Annotated in this window: 16 protein-coding genes and 1 pseudogene; 7 read left to right on the forward strand and 10 right to left on the reverse strand. The window is 64.6% G+C overall.

Annotated features, from left to right (window positions below; genetic code table 11):
- Positions 1-41 precede the first annotated feature (41 nt).
- From B9Z01_RS08235 to B9Z01_RS08245, 3 genes are all read left to right on the forward strand, one after another.
- A complete protein-coding gene (locus tag B9Z01_RS08235; protein WP_085481733.1) occupies positions 42-1,562 on the forward strand; it encodes an efflux transporter outer membrane subunit in 1,521 nt (506 codons plus the stop codon).
- 89 nt (positions 1,563-1,651) lie between these two features.
- On the forward strand, positions 1,652-2,890 hold the full coding sequence (locus tag B9Z01_RS08240; RefSeq protein WP_085481734.1) for an EmrA/EmrK family multidrug efflux transporter periplasmic adaptor subunit: 1,239 nt from the start codon (positions 1,652-1,654) through the stop codon (positions 2,888-2,890).
- 33 nt (positions 2,891-2,923) lie between these two features.
- Complete coding sequence (locus tag B9Z01_RS08245) at positions 2,924-4,486, forward strand: DHA2 family efflux MFS transporter permease subunit (protein ID WP_085481735.1); 1,563 nt, start codon at positions 2,924-2,926, stop codon at positions 4,484-4,486.
- Between the two features lie 134 nt (positions 4,487-4,620).
- On the opposite strand, the gene truB is transcribed toward B9Z01_RS08245, so the two are convergent.
- From truB to B9Z01_RS08290, 9 genes are all read right to left on the reverse strand, one after another.
- The gene (gene truB / locus B9Z01_RS08250; protein ID WP_085481736.1) at positions 4,621-5,562 is read right to left on the reverse strand and encodes a tRNA pseudouridine(55) synthase TruB; all 942 of its coding nucleotides are present in this window, start codon (positions 5,560-5,562) and stop codon (positions 4,621-4,623) included.
- 93 nt (positions 5,563-5,655) lie between these two features.
- The gene (rbfA, locus tag B9Z01_RS08255; protein WP_085481737.1) at positions 5,656-6,021 is read right to left on the reverse strand and encodes a 30S ribosome-binding factor RbfA; all 366 of its coding nucleotides are present in this window, start codon (positions 6,019-6,021) and stop codon (positions 5,656-5,658) included.
- A 252-nt stretch (positions 6,022-6,273) separates the two neighbouring features.
- Complete coding sequence (gene infB, locus B9Z01_RS08260) at positions 6,274-9,195, reverse strand: translation initiation factor IF-2 (RefSeq protein ID WP_085481738.1); 2,922 nt, start codon at positions 9,193-9,195, stop codon at positions 6,274-6,276.
- Positions 9,196-9,289: 94 nt separating this feature from the next.
- Positions 9,290-10,765 carry a transcription termination factor NusA gene (gene nusA, locus B9Z01_RS08265; RefSeq protein ID WP_085481739.1) on the reverse strand — a complete coding sequence of 492 codons (1,476 nt, stop codon included), beginning with the start codon at positions 10,763-10,765 and terminating at the stop codon, positions 9,290-9,292.
- A complete protein-coding gene (rimP, locus tag B9Z01_RS08270; protein ID WP_085481740.1) occupies positions 10,762-11,220 on the reverse strand; it encodes a ribosome maturation factor RimP in 459 nt (152 codons plus the stop codon). The genes nusA and rimP overlap by 4 nt, the downstream gene beginning before the upstream one ends.
- A gap of 476 nt (positions 11,221-11,696) precedes the next feature.
- Entirely contained in the window at positions 11,697-13,451 is a 1,755-nt protein-coding gene (rluB, locus tag B9Z01_RS08275) for a 23S rRNA pseudouridine(2605) synthase RluB (RefSeq protein ID WP_085481741.1), read from the reverse strand.
- Positions 13,452-13,514: 63 nt separating this feature from the next.
- Positions 13,515-14,660 (reverse strand): SMC-Scp complex subunit ScpB, encoded by a 1,146-nt coding sequence (gene scpB, locus B9Z01_RS08280; protein ID WP_085481742.1) that lies wholly within the window; start codon positions 14,658-14,660, stop codon positions 13,515-13,517.
- Between the two features lie 341 nt (positions 14,661-15,001).
- Positions 15,002-16,201, reverse strand: a complete 1,200-nt coding sequence (locus B9Z01_RS08285) for a pyridoxal phosphate-dependent aminotransferase (protein WP_085481743.1) — start codon at positions 16,199-16,201, stop codon at positions 15,002-15,004.
- Positions 16,202-16,485: 284 nt separating this feature from the next.
- Positions 16,486-17,388, reverse strand: a complete 903-nt coding sequence (locus B9Z01_RS08290; protein WP_085481744.1) for a LysR family transcriptional regulator — start codon at positions 17,386-17,388, stop codon at positions 16,486-16,488.
- A gap of 410 nt (positions 17,389-17,798) precedes the next feature.
- Between B9Z01_RS08290 and B9Z01_RS08295 the strand changes: the two are divergent.
- Together B9Z01_RS08295 and B9Z01_RS36120 are read left to right on the forward strand one after the other, a co-directional pair.
- Positions 17,799-18,194: pseudogene (locus B9Z01_RS08295) on the forward strand (transposase); the annotation flags it as partial.
- Positions 18,195-18,546: 352 nt separating this feature from the next.
- On the forward strand, positions 18,547-18,801 hold the full coding sequence (locus B9Z01_RS36120; protein WP_085481745.1) for a hypothetical protein: 255 nt from the start codon (positions 18,547-18,549) through the stop codon (positions 18,799-18,801).
- Positions 18,802-19,158: 357 nt separating this feature from the next.
- Here B9Z01_RS36120 and B9Z01_RS08305 read toward each other — a convergent pair whose 3' ends face one another.
- On the reverse strand, positions 19,159-19,482 hold the full coding sequence (locus B9Z01_RS08305) for a hypothetical protein (RefSeq protein WP_085481746.1): 324 nt from the start codon (positions 19,480-19,482) through the stop codon (positions 19,159-19,161).
- 265 nt (positions 19,483-19,747) lie between these two features.
- Between B9Z01_RS08305 and B9Z01_RS08310 the strand changes: the two genes are divergently transcribed.
- Positions 19,748-20,467 (forward strand): YdcF family protein, encoded by a 720-nt coding sequence (locus B9Z01_RS08310; protein WP_420814651.1) that lies wholly within the window; start codon positions 19,748-19,750, stop codon positions 20,465-20,467.
- A 265-nt stretch (positions 20,468-20,732) separates the two neighbouring features.
- On the forward strand, positions 20,733-20,969 hold the full coding sequence (locus tag B9Z01_RS08315; RefSeq protein WP_085481747.1) for a hypothetical protein: 237 nt from the start codon (positions 20,733-20,735) through the stop codon (positions 20,967-20,969).
- Positions 20,970-21,332: the final 363 nt, after the last annotated feature.

Raw genomic sequence — 21,332 nt, forward strand, 5'->3', positions numbered from 1 at the left:
TTGCTGTGTCCATCATTACATTCCACTCAAAGAGTCGAGCGATGAAATCCCTTTCCCTGTCCGCGCCCGCGCTTCCGAGCCGGGCCGCTGTCGCCGTCGCGGTGACAGCGCTCGCCCTCACGGGGTGCGCGAACTACTTCGGCGTGAAAAGCGACAAGCAGATAGCGTCGCCGACGCAGTACGAGTCGACGCAGAGCCTGCCCAACGAAGGCGGCCAGTGGCCGTCGTTCGACTGGGCCAACCAGTTCGGCGACCCGCAACTGCCGAAGCTGATCGCTGAAGCGCTCGAGGGCAGCCCGTCGATCGCCCAGGCGCAGGCGCGGCTCGCGAAGGCGTCGTCGTATATCGAAAGCTCGCGCTCGTCGCTGTTCCCAAAGGCCAATGCAAGCTATTCCTGGACGCGCGAGCTGTACTCCGCCAATTCGCTCTACCCGCCTCCGTTTGGCGGCACCTGGTTTAGCGAGAACAACGTGCTCGCGAGCGCGTCGTGGGATCTCGACCTGTGGGGCAAGAACCGCCAGCGCCTCGGCCAGGCCGTGTCGCAGGAGAAGGCCGCCGAGGCGGACATGCAGCAGGCGCGCGTGACGCTCGCCGCCTCGGTCGCGAGCACCTATAACCAGCTTGCGCAGCTGTATGCGTTCCGTGACATCGCCGAGCGCGAAATCGCCAACCGCAAGGATATCGGCCGCATCACCGACGGCCGGGTCGTCGCAGGCCTCGACAGCAACGTCGAGAAGGAGACGGCAACCGGCAACATTGCCACCAGCCAGTCGAACCTGACCGACCTCGACGGCCAGATCACCGTCGTGCGCTATCAGCTCGGCGCGTTGCTCGGCAAGGGCCCGGACCGCGGCATGCAGATCGCCAAGCCGACGCTCGGCGGCGGCGACGTGGTCGCGCTGCCGGACAACATCCCGGCCGACCTCGTGTCGCGCCGCGCGGACATCGTCGCCGCGCGCTGGCAGGTCGAAGCCGCGATGCACGACGTGAAAGAGGCAAAAGCCGAGTTCTTCCCGGACGTGAACCTCGCGGCCGGTTTCGGTTTCGACGCGTTCGGCTGGGGGCGTTTCTTCACCTCGTCGAGCCGTCAGATCCAGTTCGGCCCGGCGATCCACCTGCCGATCTTCGACGCCGGCGCGCTGCGCGCGCAGTTGAAGGGCCGCTATGCCGACTTCGACCTCGACGTTGCGAACTACAACCAGACGCTGATCAACGCGCTGCAGGACGTCTCGACGCAGGTGTCGTCGATCCGCTCGATCGATCGCCAGTCGGGCGACGCCCAGCGCGCGCTCGAGGCGTCGAGCAAGGCCTATCAGCTCGCCGTGGTGCGCTACAAGGCCGGCCTGTCGCCGCAACTGCAAGTGTTGACCGCCGACCAGAACCTGCTCGCCGCCGAGCAGACGGTGACCGGCCTGCAGATGCGCCGCCGCGATCTGCAGATCGGCCTCATGAAGGCGCTGGGCGGCGGTTTCGACGCGACGCAGACCGGCCTCGTGGTGCCCACCGATGCCCCGGCATCGGCCAAGGCTGCCACCCCCGCCACGAGCACGGCCGCGAACTGAGCGCGCCCGCCCGCAGCCACGCCAACGAACACGCATACGCACGAACAACCGAATAAACGACGCCGTTCAAAAGAACCCGGAGCACATCAATGAGCACCCCCCAACAGCCCGCCACCCCGCCGCAAGCGGCGAACAACGGCAAACGCAAGCGCATGATGACGCTGCTCGTCATCGTGATCCTGATCGCCGCGGTCGCGTACGGCCTGTACTACTTCCTCGTGGCGCGCTTCCATGAAGACACCGACGACGCCTACGTGAGCGGCAACGTCGTGCAGATCACGCCGCAGGTCACGGGCACCGTGATCGCGGTCAACGCGGACGACACCCAGATCGTCAAAGCCGGCGATCCGCTCGTCGTGCTCGATCCGGCCGACGCGCGCGTCGCGCTCGAGCAGGCCGAGGCGAATCTCGCGCAGGTGGTGCGCCAGGTGCGCGGCCTCTTCGCCGACGACAGCCAGTACGAAGCGCAAGTCGCGCAACGTCAGGCCGACCTGTCGCGTGCCGACGACGACCTGAAACGCCGTCTGGCGGTCGCGCAAACCGGCGCGGTGTCGCAGGAAGAAATCTCGCATGCGCGCGACTCCGTGAAGACCGCGCAGGCTGCGCTCGACGCCGCCAAACAGCAGCTCGCGGCAAACCGCGCGCTGACCGCCAATACCACGATCACCGATCACCCGAACGTGCAGGCCGCCGCCGCGAAAGTGCGCGACGCGTATCTGAGCCACGCGCGCAACACGCTGCCCGCGCCGGTCACCGGCTACGTCGCGAAGCGCTCGGTGCAGGTCGGCCAGCGCGTATCGCCGGGTACGCCGCTCATGGCGATCGTGCCGCTGCACGACGTCTGGGTCGACGCGAACTTCAAGGAAGTGCAGCTGAAGCACATGCGCATCGGCCAGCCGGTCGAACTGACGGCCGACCTGTACGGCTCGTCGGTGCCGTACCACGGCAAGGTGGTCGGCTTCTCGGCGGGCACGGGTTCGGCGTTCTCGCTGCTGCCCGCGCAGAACGCGACCGGCAACTGGATCAAGGTCGTGCAGCGTCTACCGGTGCGTATCGCGCTCGATCCGCAGGAACTCGAGAAGCACCCGCTGCGCATCGGCCTGTCGATGCAGGCTGACGTGAACATCAAGGACGACACCGGCGGCCAACTCGGCCAGGCGCCGAACACGACCTACGAGACCAACGTCTTCGACAAGTACGGCGACGAAGCCAACGCGGTCATCGCACGCATCATCGCGGAAAACGCCGGCCCGAACGCGAACGGTGGCACGCAGAATTCGGCTGCCCAGAGCGGCGCTGCCGCCAAGCCGGCGGCAAAGAAGAGCTAAGTCTCGCGTGACGATTCATAGAAGGCTTTTTTAATGGCTCAGGCTCAGGCGCAAGTCCCTCACCCGCCGCTCGAGGGCGCGCAACTGGTGATCGGCACCATCGCGGTGTCGCTCGCCGTGTTCATGAACGTGCTGGACACGTCGATCGCGAACGTGTCGATCCCGTCGATTTCCGGCGACCTCGGCGTGTCGTCCGACCAGGGCACGTGGGTGATCACGTCGTTCGCGGTCGCCAACGCGATCTCGGTGCCGCTGACCGGCTGGCTCACCGACCGCATCGGCCAGGTGCGCCTGTTCATGGCGTCGATCGTGCTGTTCGTGATCTCGTCGTGGATGTGCGGGCTCGCGCCGACGCTGCCGTTCCTGCTCGCTTCGCGCGTGCTGCAAGGCGCGGTGGCCGGCCCGATGATTCCGCTGTCGCAGACGCTGCTGCTCGCGAGCTATCCGCGCGCGAAAGCGCCGATGGCGTTATCGATGTGGGCGATGACCACGCTGATCGCACCGGTGGCCGGCCCGATTCTCGGCGGCTGGATCTCCGACAACATCTCGTGGCCGTGGATCTTCTACGTCAACATTCCGGTCGGCATTCTCGCCGCGGCCGCGACATGGATGATCTTCCGCAATCGCGATTCGGTCATCAAAAAGGCGCCGATCGACGGCGTTGGTCTCGCCCTGCTGATCGTCTGGGTCGGCTCGCTGCAGGTGATGCTCGACAAGGGTAAGGACCTCGACTGGTTCTCGTCGACGACGGTCGTCGTGCTCGCGCTCGTCGCGGTGATCGCACTCGCGTTCTTCATCGTGTGGGAGTTGACGGCCGAGCATCCGGTGGTCGACCTGTCGCTCTTCAGCCGGCGCAATTTCACGGGCGGCACGATCGCGCTGTCGATCGGCTACGGGCTCTACTTCGGCAACCTCGTGCTGCTGCCGCTGTGGCTGCAGACCGATATCGGCTACACCGCGACCGAGGCCGGGCTCGTAATGGCGCCGGTCGGGGTGTTCGCGATACTGCTCTCGCCGCTCACCGGCAAGATTCTGCCGCGCACCGATCCGCGCTATATCGCGACGCTGTCGTTCCTCATATTCGCATTGTGCTTCTGGATGCGCTCGCGTTATACGACCGGCGTCGATACGTACTCGCTGATGCTGCCCACGCTGATCCAGGGCATCGGCATGGCGGGCTTCTTCATCCCGCTCGTGTCGATCACGCTGTCGGGCTTGCCGGGCCATCGGATTCCAGCGGCGTCGGGGCTCTCGAATTTCGTGCGGATCATGTGCGGCGGCATTGGCACGTCGATTTTCCAGACCGCGTGGGATCACCGTACGATCATGCATCACACGCAACTGACCGAGCAGGCGAATGCGTACAACCCGGTGTTCGATCAGTCGATGCATCAGATGGGCGGCGCCGGCTTCAGTCAGGAGCAGACCTATGGTCTCTTCAACAACATGGTCACGCAGCAGGCCGCGCAGTTGGGCGTGAACGATCTGTTCTTCATCTCCGCTGGCATCTTCGTCGCGTTGATCGCATTGATCTGGATCACGCGGCCGGAACGCGCGGGTGGTGACGCGGGCGCGGCGGCAGCCGCGGCGCACTGAGAAACCGTAGCAGTCAGATCACGTAAAGCGGTATGAAAAAAGCGGGATCGCTATCAGGCGATCCCGCTTTTTTATTTCGCGCGGCTCTATTTCGTGCAGCAAGCAAACCGCTGCGGCGCTTGCGATTCGCGCGCCTAGCTGTTCGTCTCCGTCGTCACGATCAATCGTTCGGGCGCAAGCACGCCCTCACCCTGCCTTGCGACGCCAAGAAGCCGCCCCTGCGCGGCGTAGACGCGCACGCGCGGCGCGTTCACGGCAGCGCCGGTAATCGTCAGCGTGGACAGGCGCAGGCGCTGGCCGTGTAGAAAACGACGCGTGTCGTCTTCGTTCAGGTGCACCTGCGGGAACGTCGACAGCAGGGCATCCACCGGCTGCAGCCATGCGTCGCGCTCGGGCTGCGTCGCATCGGACAGCGCGTCGAGCGTCACCGAATGCTCGAGCGTCAGCGCACCGACGCCCGTGCGCCGCAGCGCGACCAGATGCGCGCCGCAGCCGAGCGCTTCGCCGATATCCTCGGCGAGTGTGCGCACATACGTACCCTTGCTGCAGGTCACGCGAAACGTCACGTCCGGAAGCGCACACTCGATCAGTTCGAGCGCGTGGATCGTCACCCGGCGCCCTTCGCGCTCGACCGTCTGGCCGGCCCGCGCGTATTCGTACAGTGGTTTGCCGTCACGCTTGAGTGCCGAATACATCGGCGGAACCTGGACGATCTCGCCGAGAAACCGGCGCAAGGCGGTCTGCACCGCCGCTTCATCGCACGTCACGGCGCGCGTGTCGATCGCGTCGCCTTCGGCGTCGCCGGTGGCCGTGCGAATGCCGAGGCGCATCGTGGCCTCGTAGGTCTTGTCGGCTTCGAGCAGGTCCTGCGAAAACTTCGTGGCTTCACCGAAACACAGCGGCAGCAAGCCGGTTGCGAGCGGGTCGAGCGTGCCGGTGTGGCCCGCCTTTTTCGCCAGATAGAGACGCTTCGCACGAATCAGCGCGTCGTTGCTCGATAGCCCGATCGGCTTGTCGAGCAGCAGCACGCCGTCGAGCGCGCGACGCGGCACGCGGGGGCGTTGAGGTGCGGTCATGTCAGTGAGGCAAAGACTTCAGGAAATACGGAACACAGCGCGAGGCGCAGTGCAACGCGAGCGTGGCCAGAAACGCCTGGCCGCCCGACGCGCTCAGTCGTCCTTCGCGCGCGTGGAATTCGCCTCGTCGATCAGACGCGACATCTCGACGGCCCGCTCGATCGTTTTGTCGTAATGGAAATGCAGCGTCGGCACAGTATGGATGTGCAAGCGCTTGAACAACAAGTTGTGCAAATGGCCAGCCGCGTGCGCAAGCGCTTCGAGCGTCTGTTGCGGGTCGCCCGTCAGTGTCGTGAAGTAGACCTTCGCGTGCGCGTAGTCCGGCGTCAGCTCGACGCTTTGAATCGTGACGATACCGATGCGCGGATCCTTGACCTCGCGCAGCAGCTCCGACAGGTCGCGCTGGATCTGATCGGCGATCTGTACGTTGCGATTGGGAGAAGAACGTTTTTTAGGCATGGTGTTGTGTGCTCCGCTATGACGGATGCAAAAAATGGTTCGCGCGAGGCGTGTTTCTTATCCGTTCGATACGACGGCATCGCGTCCGCGGCCTGTGAACGGCTCGGCGGCGCGGCAGGCTTGCGCGGCGGGCCCAACTCACGACGATGCAGCAAGGAGCCCCGCCAGCGAGAAACCCAACGCAGCGGGCTCAAAAGCAACGGGCGGAGGGGCGTTCAAGCCCGCTCCGCCCGTTGTGCCGCGTCGCGCGAATTACAGCGTACGCGCGACTTCGGTGACCTCGAAGACCTCGAACTGATCGCCTTCGACGATGTCGTTGAAGTTCTTGATCGACATACCGCACTCGAAGCCCTGACGGACTTCCTTCACGTCGTCCTTGAAGCGCTTGAGCGAATCGAGCTCGCCCGTGAAGATGACGACGTTGTTGCGCAGCACGCGCACCGACGACGAGCGCTTGACGAAACCGTCCGTGACCATACAGCCGGCCACCGCGCCAACCTTCGGCACCTTGAAGACCTGGCGCACTTCGACCGTGCCCGTCACGACTTCGCGCTTCTCCGGCGCCAGCATGCCCGACATTGCCGCCTTCACCTCATCCACTGCGTCGTAGATGATGTTGTAGTAGCGAATGTCGACGCCATTGGCTTCGGCCAGCTTGCGAGCCTGCGCATCCGCACGGGTGTTGAAGCCGATGATGACCGCCTTCGACGCCGTCGCGAGGTTGACGTCCGACTCGCTGATGCCGCCGACCGCGCCGTGCACGATCTGCACGCGCACTTCGTCGGTGGAGAGCTTCTGCAGCGACTGCACCAGCGCTTCCTGCGAACCCTGCACGTCGGCCTTGACGATGAGCGGCATGTACTGCACTTCGCCTTCGCCCATCTGCTCGAGCATGTTCTCGAGCTTCGCGGCCTGCTGCTTGGCGAGCTTGACGTCGCGGAACTTGCCCTGACGGAACAGGGCGACTTCACGCGCCTTGCGATCGTCCGGCATCACGATGACTTCTTCGCCCGCCTGCGGCACTTCCGACAGACCCTGGATTTCAACCGGGATCGACGGGCCAGCGGACTTGGTCGGCTTGCCGGTTTCGTCGAGCATCGCGCGCACGCGGCCATAAGCGCTGCCTGCGAGCACCACGTCGCCGCGGTTCAGCGTACCCGACTGCACGAGGATCGTAGCCACCGGGCCCTTACCCTTGTCGAGCTTCGCTTCGATGACGAGACCCTTGGCCGGCGAGTCGACGGGCGCCTTCAGTTCCAGCACCTCGGCTTGCAGCAGCACGTTCTCGAGCAGATCGTCGATACCCGCGCCGGTCTTCGCCGACACCGGCACGAACGGCGAATCGCCGCCGTACTCTTCCGGCACGACGCCTTCCGTGACGAGTTCCTGCTTCACACGTTCCAGGTTCGCGTCCGGCTTGTCGATCTTGTTGATCGCGACGACGAGCGGCACGCCGCCTGCCTTCGCGTGGGAAATCGCTTCCTTCGTCTGCGGCATCACACCGTCGTCGGCGGCCACGACCAGAATCACGATGTCGGTTGCCTTCGCACCGCGCGCACGCATCGCCGTAAAGGCTTCGTGACCCGGCGTGTCGAGGAACGTGATCACGCCGCGCGGCGTTTCGACGTGGTAAGCGCCGATGTGCTGCGTAATGCCGCCCGCTTCGCCGGCCGCCACTTTCGAGCGGCGGATGTAGTCGAGCAGCGATGTCTTGCCGTGGTCGACGTGACCCATGACGGTCACGACCGGCGGACGCGGCAGCGCTTCCGCATCGCTCACCTCGCCTTCGACCAGCATTGCTTCCGGATCGTCGAGCTTCGCGGCAACCGCGTGGTGGCCCAGTTCCTCGACGATGATCATCGCCGTTTCCTGGTCCAGCATCTGGTTGATCGTGACCATCTGGCCGAGCTTCATCATCGACTTGATGACTTCCGACGCCTTCACCGCCATCTTGTGCGCCAGATCGGCAACCGTGATGGTTTCCGGCACGTGCACTTCACGCACGATCGGCTCGGTCGGCGCCTGGAACGTAGTGGACTGTTCCTGATGCTTGCCGCGACCCTTCGGACCGCCGCGCCAGCCGCGATCGACGCCGCCGCTCGAATCGCCGCGCGTCTTGATGCCGCGGCGCTTCGCTGCGTCGTCCTGCCAGCCGCTCTTGCCGCCGCCCGGCTTCTTCTTGTCGCCGGCAGACGGCGCGCTCGTCGTCGTGGCAGGAGCCGCAGTAGCCGGCTTCTTCGCAGCCGGGCGCGCCGGTGCTTCGCCAGCCGGACGCGCCGGCTTGTGCAGCGTGCCCTTGGCCTGCTCGGCCTTGGCCGGCTCGGCGGGCTTCGGTGCCGGTTCCGGCGCCTTCACCTGTGCCTTGCGCGGCGTGTTCATCATTTCGCGAATGGCGCGTGCTTCGGCTTCCGCCGCCGCACGGCGCTTGGCGATTTCTTCCTGCTCGGCACGCGCCTTTTCGGCAGCCTGACGCGCGGCGTCTTCGGCCTTCTTCGCGGCTTCGCGTTGCGCCGCGCGCTCCGCTGCCGCGCGTTCGTCGTCCTGCTCGCTTTCTTTCGCGACAGCGGGTTCCGCTGCCTGCGCAGCCGCCTGCTGAGCCTTCTCGCGAGCAGCCGCCTCGGCCACAGCCGCTGCACGCTTCTTCGCGTCTTCTTCCGCACGCTGACGCTCGGCTTCGGCGGCACTCTCGCGTGCCTGACGCTCAGCCTCTTCGCGCTCGAGCTGCTCCTGGCGAGCCTTCAGTTCCTGAGCCTGCTTTTCGAGCAGTTCGGCTTCGTGACGCGCTTCCTCTTCGCGACGCTGAAGTTCGAGCTCTTCGGCATCCGCGCCTTCGGCCACATGATTCGATGCATCCCCGCCTTCCGCTACGGTTTCGTCGCGGCGGACGAACGTGCGCTTCTTGCGCACCTCGACCTGAATGGTGCGAGCTTTGCCCGTCGCATCGGACTGCTTGATCTCCGACGTATGCCGGCGCGTCAGCGTGATCTTGCGCTTGTCGGCATCGTTCGAGCCATGCGACTTGCGCAAGTGATCGAGCAGACGCGCCTTGTCCGCCTCGGACAGGTTGTCGTCTTCGCTCGCTTTCTGGACGCCCGCTGCCTGCAGCTGCTCGAGCAGCACGCCTGCAGGCATTTTCAGTTCCGCGGCAAATTGGGCTACGTTGTTACTCGCCATTCATTCCTCTTAATGCAAGGACCGATTCCTTGCGGTTAGCATCGGGTCATGCGGCCTGACGGCCGCGTTCAATTCAGTGCGCCATGGTCATTTCTCACTGGAACCAGTGTTCACGTGCTTTCATGATCAACGCCTTAGCGGCATCCTCTTCCATTCCGGTCATCTCGACCAGTTCATCCACAGCCAGCTCGGCGAGTTCGTCGCGCGTCTGGATCTTGTGTTCGGCCAGCTTCGCGAGCAGGTCGGCGTCCATGCCGTCCAGGCTCTTCAGGTCGAGCGCAACATTCTCGACCTTTTCTTCATTCGCGATCGCCAGCGTCAGCAGTGCATCGCGCGAGCGATTACGCAGTTCGTGAACGGTGTCTTCGTCGAATGCCTCGATCTCGAGCATTTCGTTGAGCGGCACGTAGGCGATCTCTTCGAGACTCGTGAAGCCTTCGTCGATCAGGATGTCGGCGACTTCCTCGTCGACATCGAGACGCGCCATGAACAGGTCGCGCAGGACGCCGCGCTCCTGATTCTGCTTCTGCGCAGATTCGTCCGGCGTCATGATGTTGATCTGCCAGCCGGTGAGTTCGCTGGCAAGACGCACGTTCTGGCCGCTGCGGCCGATCGCGACTGCCAGCTCGTTCTCGTCGACGACGACGTCCATCGAATGCTTTTCTTCATCGACGACGATCGACTGCACGGCTGCCGGCGCGAGCGCGCCGATCACAAACTGGGCGGGATCTTCCGACCATAGCACGATGTCGACGTTTTCGCCACCGAGCTCGTTACGCACGGCCTGCACGCGCGAGCCGCGAATGCCGACGCAGGTGCCGATCGGATCGATGCGCTTGTCATAGGCGACCACGCCGATCTTCGCGCGCACGCCCGGATCGCGAGCGGCCGCCTTGATTTCGAGCAGGCCCTGCTCGATTTCCGGCACTTCCATCTCGAACAGCTTCATGAGGAATTCCGGCGCCGTGCGCGACAGCTCGATCTGCGGGCCGCGCGCGGTGCGGTCGACCTTCGCGATGTAGGCGCGCACGCGGTCGCCCACGCGCAGGTTTTCCTTCGGAATCAGTTGATCGCGACGCAGCAACGCTTCGACGCGGCCCGATTCGACGATGAAGTTGCCCTTGTCGAGGCGCTTCACCGAGCCGGTCATGATGTGCTCGCCGCGCTCGAGGAAGTCGTTGAGGATCTGCTCGCGCTCGGCGTCGCGTACCTTCTGGAGAATCACCTGCTTGGCGGCCTGCGCGCCGATACGGCCGAATTCGATCGACGGCACCGGTTCTTCGATGTACTCGTCGAGCTGAATGTTGGGCTGCTGCTCGCGTGCCTCGAACAGCAGGATTTCCTGATCCGGCTCCTGCAAGCCGGCTTCGTCCGGTACTACCCTCCAGCGGCGAAACGTTTCGTGTTCGCCGCTTTCACGGTCGATGTGGACGCGAATATCCGCATCTTCTTCGAAGAGCTTCTTGGAGGCCGAAGCGAGAGCCGCTTCGAGCGCCGCAATTACCACGTCCTTGTCGACATTCTTCTCGCGTGCCAGCGCATCCACCAGCATCAACACTTCGCGACTCATTGTTTGCGGCTCCTAAAGTCAACTTTCGGAACAAGGCGCGCCTTGTCCATGTCCGCGAGCGTGAAATCGAGCATCGCGGCACCTTCTTTTCCTTCAAATTCCAGACCGATCGCCTCGCCTTGCGGAGCATGCAGGATGCCCCGGTACGATTTCCGTCCGTCCAATGGCTTTTTCAGTGTGATTACCGCTTCGCTGCCCGCGAAGCGTTCAAAATCCGCCAGTTTTTTCAGCGGGCGGTCGAGACCGGGCGACGACACTTCAAGCCGCTCATAATCGATGTTTTCGACCGTCAGAACGTGCTGGAGCTGACGCGTGACTTTCTCGCAGTCTTCGATCGCGATGCCGGCCGGCTGGTCGATATAAATACACAACATGCCGCGCCCAGTGCGCTCGAGATCGACGAGCTCGTAGCCGAGTCCCACGACCGTGGTTTCAATCAGTTCCGTCAGTTGCACAGTGCCCTCTTAGATGTTCGCGCAGCGAGCCAGCCGCCTGTTTCAGCAAACAACCAATGCGGGCCGCGCGCCAAGCCGGCGCACGTTCGTGCTAACCCGAGATGCCGAACCACGGAAGGAGCGGCAAAAAAAAAATGGGCTGAACGCCCATCATCTTATTGCCGGTGGTCGCACCTGAGCCGCACATGAAAAACCGTACGCCCAGCGACTCCGCGATTGTAGCCATTTTTTGGCCCAAACGCAATCTGCAGAGAGCCATGCGGTGTGCATTTCCGCTTGATTTCATGGGAATCTTTCGGAAATGTGGCGGCAATATGGGTCTTTTGCAAGGTGGCCCGCGCCGCCTCGAACGGCATTGTTGCCTCGCGGCGACCTGATGCTGATTGCCGCGGCGGCAACCATCCGACGATCACCGAAGGACAGCCGCCTCGCGTGGGTTAGCCAGGCGGCCGCCCCACCGCTGCAAGGAGCGCCGCTTAACGCCCGCGCGAGCGACCGCGCGCCGCGCCGCCACCACGATTCGCGCCGCCCGCCGGGCCTGCATTGCCGCCCGCGCGATTGGCGTTACCACCGCCACGATTGCCGCCCGGTGCACGATTGCCGGCGTTACCGGGGGCGGCACGCTTGCCACCGGGGCGCGCGCGATTGCCATTGGGCGACGGCGCACGATTGCCGTCGACATCGCGACCGCGCTGCTGACCGCCGGTACCGCGGTTGTTATAGCCGGCACCGAAACCTGCGCCTGCGCCCGTCCCCGCGCCGAAGCCGCCACCCGCTCCGCCCCGGCGGCCCTGGCCCTGGCCGCGCGGTTGCTGCTCGAAGCGGCTATGCGACATCAGGACCGGCTCGCGGTTGATGAAGCCCATCGACGTCTGCATCGGATCGGGTTGCCGGCGCTCCGGCGCCGCATTGCGGCCGCCGCGCTCCTCGGCCGGCGCCTTCAGGCCGACCGACGCCATCAGCGCACGCACCTGATTGTCTTCAAGCTCTTCCCAGCGGCCACGCTTCAGACCTTTCGGCAGCGAGATCGGGCCGTGGCGCGTGCGGATCAGCCGGCTGACCATCAGCCCGGCAGCTTCGAACATGCGGCGCACTTCGCGGTTACGCCCTTCGGCGAGCGCGACGTGGTACCAGTGATTGGTGCCTTCACCACCGCCGTCGCGGATGCGCAGGAAATTCGCCGGGCCGTCGTCGAGTTCGACGCCGTGCAACAGCTTTTGACGCATGCCTTCCGCCAGTTCGCCGACCACGCGTACCGCATACTCACGCTCGACGCTATAACGCGGATGCATGAAGCGATTCGCGAGATCACCCGACGTGGTCAGCATCAGCAGACCCTCGGTGTTGAAGTCGAGGCGGCCGACCGCAACCCATTTGGCGGTCTTCATCGGCGGAAGCTTGTCGAACACCGACGGACGGCCTTCCGGATCAGCATGGCTGACGATTTCGCCAGTCGGTTTGTGGTACAGCAACACGCGCGGCGGCTTGTTCGCGAGCTTGCGCTTGACCGGCTTGCCGTTGATGCGAACCTGATCGGTCGGCATGATGCGCTGGCCGATGTGCGCGGGCTCACCGTTCACGGACACGCGGCCGGCGATGATCAGCTCTTCCATGTCGCGGCGCGAACCCATGCCCGCTTCGGCGAGCACCTTGTGCAGCTTCGGCGCGTCGTCGTCGGGGGAGAGCACGCGCTTCGGGCCGGCAGCCTTGCCACGCCGCAGCATCGGCGCGCGCACGCCGCCGGTCGTGCTGTTGTCGGCGTCGAACGCCGGCGATGTCACGTACGAGAACAGATCGTCCTGGGTGGATTCCGGGGCCACAGCCGCATCGGCGCCGCGACGATTCTGACGCTGACCTTCGCGCGGCTGACCCTCGCGCTTCGCGCCACCCGCGTTGCGCCGCGCGCCCTGCTTCGCGCCCGCGTCCTTGCGCGGCGTGCGCGCCTGCGCGACGACCTCGCCGTCCGGCGGCGTTTCGGCGACGACCGGCGCGGCCTGTGCGGGCGCGCCTTCGGCGGCCTTCGTCTTCGCTCCGGCGCGGCGGCGCGCGATCAGGCTGCGCGGCCCGCGGCGCAGGCCGCGGCGCGGACGCTCTTCGCCGTTGGCCTCCGCGCTCTGAGCCGGGCGCTCGCCCTCGCCTGCCGACGCTTGCGTGGTGCGCGCTTCGTCGGCGCGCGCCGACGGCACGGCGCGCTCGGATTCGGACGAATCGGTGTCGTGGGTATGTGTCAAAACAACCTCAAAATGTCAGGTCGCGCACGCCCGTTGCGGGCGCGGCAAAAAAGTTCGGTTACGTCAGGCGCTGCGTGACTCGGCTTCGTCGCCGGTCAGAATGCCTGCGTCCTGTGCGGCATCGCGGCGATCCTCGGAATCGCCGTGCGCCGCCTTGATCGGGTTCGGCTCGCTGGCGTGCTCCGTGTTGCGAGACACGCCCGAGTCGTGCGCGGTTGCTGCAGGATCGGCCCGGGGGACCGGATCGTGCGGATCGTGATGCTGCGCAGACCCCGCGACGCCAGCCTGCGGTGCTGCATTCGCCGTTTCGGCGTGTTCTTGCGCATCACCAGTGGCGTCGCTTGCGTCGCCGGCTGCGTCGCTTGTCGCTTCGCTTATTGCTTCATTCGTTGCTTCGTTCGTCGCCTCGTTTGTCACGGTAGGCGCGCCGATCGCGTCAGCCGGCCCGGCTGCGTCAGGATGCTGTTCCGCTCCGGGCGACGGCCCGGTCTGCACGGCTTGACCGATTGGGTCCGCCTGCACCGTTTCCGGTTCACCTGCCGCGTGAGCCGCCTCCGCTTCTTCAACGGACTGCGCCGGCTCCGGCGACGGGCCGCCCGCTTCCCCGTTCACGCCTTGCGCTTCCTGCGCGACCGCCGCATCGCCCTCGGCGAACTCGATCGCATGCTGGCCCAGCAGATCCGCGTTCAGTTGCGCCGACGGATCAGCAAGCGGCGGCAATTCGTCGAGCGCCGTCAGGCCGAGGTCGTCGAGAAACTGACGCGTGGTCGCGTACAGCGCGGGGCGCCCCGGCACGTCGCGATGACCGATCACCTCGATCCAGCCACGATCCTCGAGTTGCTTGACGACCTGCGTATTCACCGTCACACCGCGGATTTCTTCGATATCGCCCCGCGTGACCGGTTGCCGGTAGGCAATGATCGCGAGCGTTTCGAGCACCGCGCGCGAATATTTCGGCGGTTTTTCCGGATGCAGGCGATCCAGATACGAACGCATCGCGGGCTTGCTTTGAAACCGCCAGCCCGACGCCAGCCCGACCAGCTCCACACCGCGCCCAGACCAATCCCGCTTCAGGTCTTCGAGCAAGGTCCGAACAGTGTCTGCCGACACGCCGTCGGCAAAGAGCTTGCGCAATTCGCCGAGTTTTAACGGCTCCTGCGCGCAGATCAAGGCAGTCTCGAGGACGATCTTCGCCTCTTGGGTATTCATGCAGCTAGGTCAGACCCTGTGGTCAAAGAACCGGATCAAACAGACGATGTGGAACTGAAGACGCGCTCGCCCGATTCTGATCGGTCATATTGATGGGAGCACGCACCGGGGGGCGGCGAACAGACTTATCGAACCAAACCCAGCCGGACGGAGCAGCGATGTTCCTGAAGGGAATCGCGTGACTGAGCGCCATATTACGCAAAAACGACCGGTGCGTAAAGCCGGAATCCCCGGCGCATTGTCTCGCCACGCGCCGGCAGGCGCGCCCGGGCGTCAAAGCGGCGGCAATAAAAAAACTGAATCCGCGCCGGAATTCGAGCCACGCATCCGCCCTCGCCCGATCAGGCGCCCGTGTGCCGCGCGAGGAACCCCTGCAGACGCTCGACACCGGCGTCCAGCCGCGCCGTATCGCACGCATAGCACCAACGCACGAAACCTTCGCCCTGTGGCCCGAACGCGCTGCCCGGCGCCACGCCGAGCCCCGCCTCGCGCACCATCGCCTTGCACAATTCGAGACTGCGCGCCGCGCCCGGCATCGAGAAGAACAGGTACATCGCCCCCAGCGGCGCCTTGACGTCGACACCCGGCACCGCCGACAACGCCTGCACCAGATGATCGCGCGACGCCCTCAGGTCGCGCACCAGCTCCTGTGTGAAACGCTCGCCCTGCTCGAGCGCGGCGATGCCCGCCTGCTGGACGAACGACGGCGCGCACGACGTGTTGTACTCCACCAGCTTGCCCAGATCGTCCATCAAGGCGGTTGGAGCTACGACCCAGCCAAGCCGCCAGCCCGTCATCAGCCAGGCCTTCGAGAACGAATTCACGCAGATCACGCGTTCGTCGCGCGAGGCCAGATCGAGAAACGACGGCGCGGTGCGCGCGTCGTCCGCGTAATAGAGCCGCTCGTAGACTTCGTCCGCGACGATCCAGATGCCATGACGCCGGCAATGCTCGAGCACGGTGCGCTGATCGTCGCGGCTCATCACCCAGCCGGTCGGATTGTTCGGCGAGTTGATCATCAGCATCCTGGTGTCGGGCGTCAGCGCGGCCAGCAATTGCCCGACGTCGAGCTGCCAGCCGCGTTCGCCGTAACCCAGCGAGACGGTTTCGACATGCGCCCCCAGAATCTTCGGAATCTCGACGAGATTGGGCCACAGCGGCGTTACCGCGACCACCCGGTCGCCCGCGCCGACCACGAGCTGCGCGGCGAGCATCAGCGCGTTGACGCCGGCGCTCGTCACCGCGATGTGATCGGCCGACGTCGCGCCGTGCAACCCGCTCACGTAGCCGGCGAGCGCCGCGCGCAGCGGCGCGATACCGAGGTTATGCGTATAGAACGTGGCGCCGGCGGCAAGCGCCGCGCTCGCCGCGTCGCGGATAAAGGCGGGCGTGACCCGGTCGGACTCGCCGAACCAGAACGGCAGCACGTTCTCGACGCCAAAACCGGCATTGGCGACTTCACGGATTTGCGAAGGACGCAGCGCGCGCACGGCGTCGCGCGCATTCGGAATGGAGGGCACGGGCAGGTCCAATTCGCTCATCGAGGCTTCCGGATGGAGGTGAAAGATAGAGGCTCAAAGGGCACGCTCAACGAACGTGCCGCCGGGAAGACACTAGTTTAGCGCGGCGCCTGTCTGGGGAGAGGCGAACCGGGCAGCGGGCCCGGGTGTTGATCCCGGCCCGGTGAAGCTGCCGCGGTTAGACGGCCTGAGCGTTCGACATGCCTGAGACCATCGTTTCCGCCTTGTTTCGTGAAATCCCCGCTCCTCATCGGAGTGATCGACGCGCGAGCGTGTGCGAGCGTTCTCGCGCGTGTTCGCCGGCCCTAGTTCAACTCCTCCGCCCGCCCCGGCAACTGGCGGATCAGATTCCACACGGCCTCGGCCGCCGGCGACAACGAGCGATCGCGCCGCCGCACGAGTTCGACGCGGCGCTCCGCGCGCGGCACGAGCGCCCGCGCGACCAGCGACGCGCCCGCCGGCAACGGCAGCGCGAGCCACGGCAGCACGCTGATCCCGACGCCCGCCTCGACGAGCCCGAACACGGTCGCGGAATGCCCGAGTTCCTGCACCACCGTGGCGTTCACGCCCTGCTCCTGCATCGCGGCGTCGATGATCGGCCGGCTGCCCGACGCGTAATCGAGCATCACGAGCTGCTCGCCGTCGAGATCCCGCCACGTGACCTGCTTGCGTGCGGCGAGCGGGTGATCGTCGCGCGAGACGACGCAGAACGAATCGGTCATCAGCGTTTCGCTGAGCAGATCGCCGTCCGAGAAAGGACCGATGATCACGCCGAAATCGACCTCGCCCGACTTCACCTTGCGCACCACGTCGCTCTGCACGTCGTCGCGCAAACCCAACGTGACATACGGAAACTGCTGCACACACGACGCCACCACACGCGGCATCAACCGGCACGCGATGGTCGGACTTGCCGCCACCACCACGCGGCCACGACGCTGCTCGCCGATTTCGCGGATTTCGCGCAGCGCATCGTCGAGATCGGAGAGCAGCCGCGACACGCTCGACACGAGATTGCCGCCGACATCGGTGAGCTGCACCTCACGCGTGGTCCGGTCGATCAGCTTGAGACCGATTTCGCTCTCGAGTTCGCGTACGCAACGGCTGACCGCCGACTGCGTCAGGCCGATTTCATCGCCCGCCCGGCTGAAGCTTTGCAGACGGGCGACCTCGATGAAAACCCTTAGTTGACGCAGCGTCACATTCATTTGCCTACCTCATCAATAACGCGATTTGATGCGCATTGTAAGGCCAAATGGGCACCGCACCACGGCTTCGGGGCAGTCGCTGCGATGCAGCAAAAAAGACGCGAACGCACGCCAGCCGGGCCTTAGTGCACAAGATTGGTGATTGTCCCGATTTGCGAGATGGGTTTTTTGGATTCTTATACGCCCCTAGCTGGCGCCCGCGCTGGCCCGCCGCCACGGGGCTTTCAGGCAATCGGGATCAAATTGGCACACTTCGTGCGTTGAGATACGCACAGGGTCGGCGCCATGGCTTCTGACTGAATAAGCAGACTGTGGCAAGCCCGACCCCTTTGGCACTCGCCTATCGAGTGCATGAAGAGTGCGCGGCGCGGGGCAGCGCACCGGAGTTAGCTTCGCTGAGGTGAAACATGATGCTGTTCGACGATTTGAGAGACAACGAGTGGGCGCTGGTCGAGGCTTTGTTCTGTGCCGAGCCGGCGCGGAGCGAACGGCGCGGCCGGCCTCGCGTGGAAGCACGTGCGGTGGTCAACGCCGTGCTTTGGGTGCTGTCGACGGGCGAAGGCTGGTCCAAGCTGCCAGGGCGCTATCCGTCCCCGCCGACTTGCCGCCGGCGCTTCGACGAGTGGCAAGCCGATGGCACGCTCGCCGAAATAGTCAAGCGGCTTGGCACCAGCGGCCGCGAGATTTCGCTGCGCGGCCGGATCGGCGCGACTGCCGCGAAACCGCCGGCACCGCCGAGCCGCGATCGTCTGCGCGGCGCATTCTGGACCAATCCGGAATCGTGGCGAGCACCGGTCAAGATGGCCTGACGCGAAACTGCCTTGTTACCGGGCGCCTGCAGGCGCCCGGTTTTTTATCCGGATGCGTATCCGTGTTGCCTGCGTGCGCCGGCAACGCGCCTGGCTCGCTGCCGGCACTTCCTCCGGTATTTCTCCTTGCGCCTCACGTCTTTGTCCGTCCTTGCGCGCAAGTTTCCCCCACCCGTTCCGCTTGACATACAGAGCGCTTTGTCCCGCGCGGAGCCAGACATTTCAGGCTGCGCATGGCTTCGGGTGAAACATCCATTTACTATTAATTACAGTGCGCTTTCGCGACCCGGCATACCTTAGTACGTATGCATATAAGCCTTGATTCGATGGGCTTGAGGGGGGCGTCGGCATGAAACCAATGTCAGTGCTTGTGTGCGGCATTGTGATTTCATTGATGGCCGCACCAGGATTTGCTCAACAACGTCCGCAGGGATGGAACTGGCGGCCGGACCGGCCGGCAACGCTTCAGGCGTGGCAGCAAAGCGAAGCGCACAATCGCGATTTCACGCCGCCGGCGCCGCGCGGCGACTTGCGCGGCGATATCGCCAGCAACGTGCGGGCGCGGCCCGATGCGCCTCGTGCGGATCAGGGGCGGCGTCGTTAGTCAGGGCTTCTGGAACGATGGGCGCGACGCCGGGAGCCGGATATCGCACCGTAAATGAATAATCGGGGAACCACAGGGCGCCGAGCCAGTCTGATTCAACGCCATTAGCACAGCGTGGCAGTAGTAATTCCGGTACGCCCGTATCTTCGCGATACGGGCTTTTTTTTCGCACAAATGCAACGGCGCGACGGTGAATGCAATCGCACCGTGCGTTCGTCGAGGAAGGAAGCAGCGAATCACCACCCGTCGCGCGCTGCGACCGGTCAACAGAAGTAGCCGCCCGCCGAGGAAACGATGGACCCATGCGGACGTTGTACGAACAATCGGGCGGACGCCGAGCCCGAGGAGGCGCCAGGCCTAATCCCGGACTTCGAGCGTCGTGGCGGACTGCGGTTGAACCGCAGCGAGAACATAGTCGTTCATGCGCTGCGCGGTCCATGTGAGCAGGCGCTCGTCGTGCTCGAGCCGCGCGAACTCGGCTTTGCCCCGCTCGGTGAGCACGGCGATGTCGACGGGCGCATGAAAACCCGGCGCCGGCGCAACGGTGCGCTGCCGAACGGTGTCCATCAGGCCTAGCGCGCGAAGATACTGGAAAACACCCGGCCTTCTGGCCCAGGGAACCTGACGATATTGCGCTCGCCGCAGCGCTTCGAGTACAGCTTCGTTGGAATACGTCGTCATCTCACTTCTTTCTTAAAGTGCAGCCATGACACATCTATGCCAACGCGTCACCGCGCCACTGGCGACGCGCCTGGCACCCGCCTCTGGCCAGAAGCTCGCCGCGTGTCGGGCGGCGGATTTCCGCCAGGTGCTGCCTGGTCTAGTATTCGGAACCCCCGTCTGAACAGCATGTTAGCGTTCTCTCCACGAACCGGCGATGCAACCGCCGCGGCGCGATGGCAAGCCCGTAGATTTGTCCCGAAACACATACGTTACAGCATTTAAATTGATTCTATTCACTTTATTGACGCTTTTTTTTGCAGCAATCGTGCTATGGAAGCGGGCGCGCCGCTCGCTCATCGTCTGCATGATCGCATTGTTCTGGCTGCTCGCGGCCGGCTGGCTGACCGCGCCCCTGCTCGATCTCGCGCAGCCGCACCGGCAAAGCGCCGCACCCGCCGCCTTCGCGCCTCGCACCGCGATCATCCTGCTCGGCGGCGGCACTATCTACGACGACGATGACGTGCTCGTGCCGCCGCGCGACGTGCTCTCACGCATCGAGGTAAGCGCACGCAGCTACGCGGCCTGCAAGCGAACGGCCACGACCTGTCAGGTGATCGTGAGCGGCGGCAATCCGCAGCGGCACAGCGCGACCGAAGCCGACACCTATCTGCCCTATCTGCTGCGCCAGCAAATTCCGCGCACGGACATCGTGCTCGAGAGCACCAGCCGCACAACTTACGAGAATGCGCGCAACGTCTCGGCCATTGTCGGCAATTCGCGCTACGACACCGTGATACTCGTCACGTCCGCCTATCAGATGCCGCGCGCACTGCTCGACTTTCACCGCTTTGGCATCACGCCGCAGCCGCTGATTTCGAGCGCGCGGCACGCGCGGCTCGGCGTGCTGCCCCGCTATGACAATCTCGTGGCCGCCGAAATCGCGCTTCACGAGCTGATCGGAATCGCGCAATTTCACGTGTATCGGGCGTTCGGCTGGTTCTGACCGAAAGCGGCACGGCACCGCGATACCGCGCATTATTTAACGATGCGAACCATTTTCGGACTGCCTTCGGGCTTGCGCGACGAACACGGCGCATGCGTGAAACGCCTCACAACCATTGGGCACGGACGGTATAATTAAAAGGTGTAACAAATGTTTAGCGCAGTTACAAAGCCATCGGCTGGAGCAGAGATTGCTCGCTAGAATGCATTGTCTCTCCCAACGGACAGGCAATACTCGGGTCCACCACCACTCTACGGAGGTAACTATGAAGAAAGTGTCCCTGGCGATCCTGGTTTCCCTCTGCGCCGCAGCGGGCGCGGCGTATGCGCAGGACAACGGCATCACGACGAGCACCGATCCAGCCAAGGCGGCGGATATCGAGCAGCGTGCGCAAGATCTGCAAAACCGCGAGCAAGCAATGGGAAGTGCCCCAGCCATGCCCAAGCATCACAAGATGGCACCGCATCATCACAAGAAGGCTCCCGACGCTTCGAGTTCCTGAGCGAGTTGGGGGGTCTCACTTCGCGGCGCTGCCGTGAAGGTGAAAAGCCGAAGCTGGCACCGCCGGTTTCGGCTTTTTTTGTTATCGATGGATTCCGAGGACGGATTTCCAACGCCTCGCGTAACAAAACGCATAACTCAAAGCGCATGAGTCAAAGCGCATAAGTCAAAACGCATGAACCCGTGACGCGAGCGCGTGGCGGCATGCCGCTGACCCGGCGCGCTCGAGCCGCCTGCCGCGCTGCTTTCATGCGATTGCTTCAAGCGCGCTCCGAGTGCCCGCAAGCGCCCGGCTTCGAACGCGCACTTGCCGCAAGAGGCCGCCGGCGCCCCGCTTTCGGTATGCTAAAGTCGCGCACCGGCC

Origin of the sequence: Paraburkholderia susongensis (genome assembly GCF_900177725.1) — a bacterium.
GTDB classification, from domain to species: domain Bacteria; phylum Pseudomonadota; class Gammaproteobacteria; order Burkholderiales; family Burkholderiaceae; genus Paraburkholderia; species Paraburkholderia susongensis.